At 29.5% G+C, this 3,932-nt stretch carries 1 protein-coding gene and 2 rRNA genes; 2 read left to right on the top strand and 1 reads right to left on the bottom strand.

What is annotated here, in order from left to right; genetic code table 11:
* Positions 1-2 precede the first annotated feature (2 nt).
* Both rrf (KPL54_RS25515) and rrf (KPL54_RS25510) read left to right on the top strand, forming a co-directional pair.
* Positions 3-119, top strand: a 5S ribosomal RNA gene (rrf, locus tag KPL54_RS25515).
* Positions 120-205: 86 nt separating this feature from the next.
* Positions 206-322 (top strand): 5S ribosomal RNA (rrf, locus tag KPL54_RS25510).
* Positions 323-447: 125 nt separating this feature from the next.
* Here the strand turns inward: rrf (KPL54_RS25510) and KPL54_RS25505 are convergent.
* Positions 448-3,519 carry an insulinase family protein gene (locus tag KPL54_RS25505; protein ID WP_216109288.1) on the bottom strand — a complete coding sequence of 1,024 codons (3,072 nt, stop codon included), beginning with the start codon at positions 3,517-3,519 and terminating at the stop codon, positions 448-450.
* Between the last annotated feature and the right edge of the window lie 413 nt (positions 3,520-3,932).

The raw sequence follows: 3,932 nt of genomic DNA, 5'->3' as shown, positions 1-3,932 counted from the left end.
CATCTGGTGATTATGGCCTGAAGGTAACACCCGTTCCCATACCGAACACGAAGGTTAAGCTTCAATGCGCCGATGGTACTGCAGGGGTGACTTTGTGGAAGAGTAGGTTGTCGCCAGGTAATAAAAAAACACTAAGTTTACTTAGTGTTTTTATTTTGTCCAAATTTAAATGAATCTCAATTTTCAGAGAATATTTATATTCTCATCTGGTGATTATGGTCTGAAGGTAACTCCCGTACCCATACCGAACAGGTCGGTTAAGCTTCAATGCAACCATGGTACTGCAGGGGTAACCTTGTGGAAGAGTAGGTTGTCGCCAGGTAATAAAAAAACACTAAGTTATAACTTAGTGTTTTTTGTTTTGCGTAAATAAAATGTACCTCATAGAGTGACTTTATTAATTATCTACTCTACGGGGTACATTTTAAATTTCATAGCCACTTTTAATTATTTTACTAGTGGTTCAATACTATCAAATAACTCTTTATTAGCTTCTATTGTTTTGCTATTACCAATAGTTGTGATTTTATTTTCTTTTAATCCATCTTGAAATATTTCAGAATAAGATTTGAGGTCACCAGAAGTTGTATTTAGAATTTCATCTATACAATTTTGACGATAATCATCGCTTACCCCACTAAAATATAACATATCAGATTTAGAAGCTTTTTCATATATTGAGTTTGGTATATAGTAACTTTTTAAAGCATCTAGTTTATATTGATTTAATTGCATTGGTGATATTTTATCAGCATTTTCTAAAAATTCAGGTATCGTTTTTATATCTTGGAAAGATTCCTTAATTCTAGGGTCTCTATAAGTAAATATAGTCATTTCTCCAGTTTCATCAGCTGATAGATAAGCACCATATGCTCCACCTTTAACTCTTAAAGTATCCCATAAGAATGAATTTACAAGAGGAGACAATACTTGGAGACTTCCTTTAACATTGTACCCTAAATCTTTGTAGTTAAAAGATTGAATGTTATAATTAATAGGAGATTCAATTGTATATGCTTCTTTTTTGTCGCTAAATTTAAATTTATAATTCTGAGTAGTTAATTTATCAGAAGGAATATTACTAATAATGTTTGTCAAATTAGTTTGGAACTTGCTAAATTCCTTATCTTCAACAGTAACACTTAAAGTTAAATTATTTTTATTGAAAATAGTTTTTGAAACCTCTGTAAGATTTTTAACTAGTTCATCATATTTTTTATCAAAATTTTTACTAAGATCACTAATGAAATTATAGTATTCTATACCTGCTAAATTATTCATGTATGCAGAATATGCACTATTATTACTTGAATTCTTATTAAGTGCTAATTGTAGAGGAGCATTTGCAATTGAAGAATCTAAGTTGGTCTTAATACTATTTACTATTAATTTTAATTTTTCTTTGTCATTTATTTTAGTATCCTTAATGACTTCCAACATTAATTTTGTTACATTTGGTGTATTTTCGTTTAAAGAAGTTGCACTCACTTGTAAGGTCGGAGTATAAGTGTTTTTATGATTAATTGAAGGAGCCGCATATGCTGAAGTACTAAGTCCATTTGTATATTTTGCACTTAATTTTGTTAATTCATCTTGAGTGTGAGTTTTTGTATCCATACTACCAAGTAGTGAGGATAATAATTTTATATAAGGAATTTGATTCTGCTTAACTGATGTTGTATCAAAGTATAATGATAAATTGTTTGTTCCGTTAGTAGACATCGGATGAAAAAGCATTTTAACTCCATTTACACGTTTTATTTCAAGTGGTGTTTTAGTGACTTTAGGAGTTAGTGTATCAACGTTAATCAGTGGAAGCTTTGCTAATACTTCAGGTGATTCTGGTGTTGATTGCCACTCTTTTAATTCAACGTTTGATTTAATTAATGCATTTAAAGCTTCTTTACTCAAAGATGATTTATAATCAGCTAATTTTTTCACTTCTGCTTCTTTTTCTTTATCATTTAAACCAGGTACAGCTTTAAATGTTACTAAAGAGCTGAATTTATTGTTTACAAATTTATCCTCAATAAGTTTTTCAAAATAATGAGTTTTTGAAGCGTTTTTAAATTTTTCCATGAATGCATCATTAGATTTAAAAGGGGCTAACATATTTGTATCATAAGCAAAACCCATACTAGCAAGATCATATAATGATTTTCCAGTATCTTTGGTGTAGGATTTGCCAAGTTTCTCAGATAAGTCAAAGCTACTTAAGGTAGAAGCTAATAAATCTTTATCTATACCTTGTTTTGATATTTCTTTTAATGAATTCATAACTGTTTTTTCGAATAATTCTTTTTGTTTCCTATTTGTGTTAGATGCCAGGATTGTTGTAATAGATTGTGCTTGTCCAGGAAGTGAAAAGGCACTTATATTTTTAAAACCAGCATCCCTTAGGTTTTTATGCAAAATTGAGTTTTCATTATTTAAAACTAACGATGTGAATAAAGTAGTACCTGCTAATTGTTCAAGATCAGAAGAATTATCAGTAACAAAGTTTAATGCAAGATAGTCTTTATTATCTGCTGGTTGTTCTTTTGGAATTCCGTATTCAGTTTCACTATATTTCCTTTCGGTAAATGAATTTTGTTTAACTATTTTTGAGTCAATAGGCTTTTTAGTAGATTTGCTTAGAAAGCTTTCATCAATATGTTTTAATTTATCATCTAAAGGTGTATCACCATATATGAATATAAAACTGTTTGATGGATTATAATATTTTTTATAATAATCAACAAGCTCTTTATATGACAAGTCAGTTATATGCTTTGGATCTCCACCAGAATTAAAATTGTAAGTTGTATTAGGCAGTAAACTCCTATTAATTGCTGTAATTAGTTGTTGCTCAGGTGAACTCGATGCACCTTTCATTTCATTAAGTACAACACCTGTATCTTCAATTGGACTTTTCGAATCAGTTATTTCATGGTGCCAAGCTTCTTCTTTAAAAATGTTTTCTAAGGATTGAACCCTTGGATTATAAACCATATCAAGATAAACATCCATTAGGTTATTAAACTCCTGTTCATTTACTGTAGCAAATGGATAGAAGGTTCTATCAGCTTGTGTATATCCATTCATTTCGTTGGCAAGAGAACCATTTAAAAAATACGTAAGCAATTGTTTAATAGGATATTTATTAGAACCACCCATTAAAAGTGAATGCTCTAATATGTGAGGTTTACCAGTATTATCGTCAGTAGGTGTTCTGAAAGTTACTGCAAAGTATTTATTTGGGTCAGCGTTTTTAAACTGAACAAGTCTAGCACCACTTTTTACATGCTCAAATATTCTGCCTACAGCATTATAATCTTTTAATTGACCATCTTCAATAAGCTTAAAGCCATGATAAATCTGACCGACATTATAGTTTTCTCCAATTTGTTTAGTAACAGTTTTAGCTGGTGCTACTTTTGTAACAGTTGTTTTTGCACTTACAGAAATAATAGGATTAGCTAATGTTCCAATAAAGCACATAACAGTAAGTGCGCTACAAAAAATTCTTAATCTCTTCATGTTGTTTCCCCCTAGTAATTAAAATTTTATTATTTTTATTATTTCACACAGTGTTATTCATGATACTACTAATTTTGGAAAATTTCAACAAACTATGAAGTAATAGATGTAGTAAGAAAACTATGATATTAAACAAAGCATGCATTCTAGCAATAATGCCAATATTAGAATTACTTATCCATGCGTATCGTAATGCGCAATATTGAACTATATAGATATATATGTAGAAATATGAAGATAATATAACTAGAACATCTATTTTATAAAAATGTGGATCTATAAATATGATAGAATACTCCTTGTCGTCACATACGAGTGGCACATTGGTCTTTGAAAATTAAACAGAGAAATAGGTAAAGAAATGAAATAATATTTTATTTTAACCAGTCAATTACTTTAGTAAAAGTAATATT

It is taken from the genome of Clostridium estertheticum (assembly GCF_018861295.1).
GTDB classification, from domain to species: domain Bacteria; phylum Bacillota; class Clostridia; order Clostridiales; family Clostridiaceae; genus Clostridium_AD; species Clostridium_AD estertheticum_D.
This window is presented reverse-complemented; position numbering and strand designations above follow the sequence as displayed.

Bases quoted from the DNA above. Each gene is read 5' to 3' on its own strand.
- KPL54_RS25505 (WP_216109288.1), bottom strand. From the start codon at position 3,519: ATGAAGAGATTAAGAATTTTTTGTAGCGCACTTACTGTTATGTGCTTT.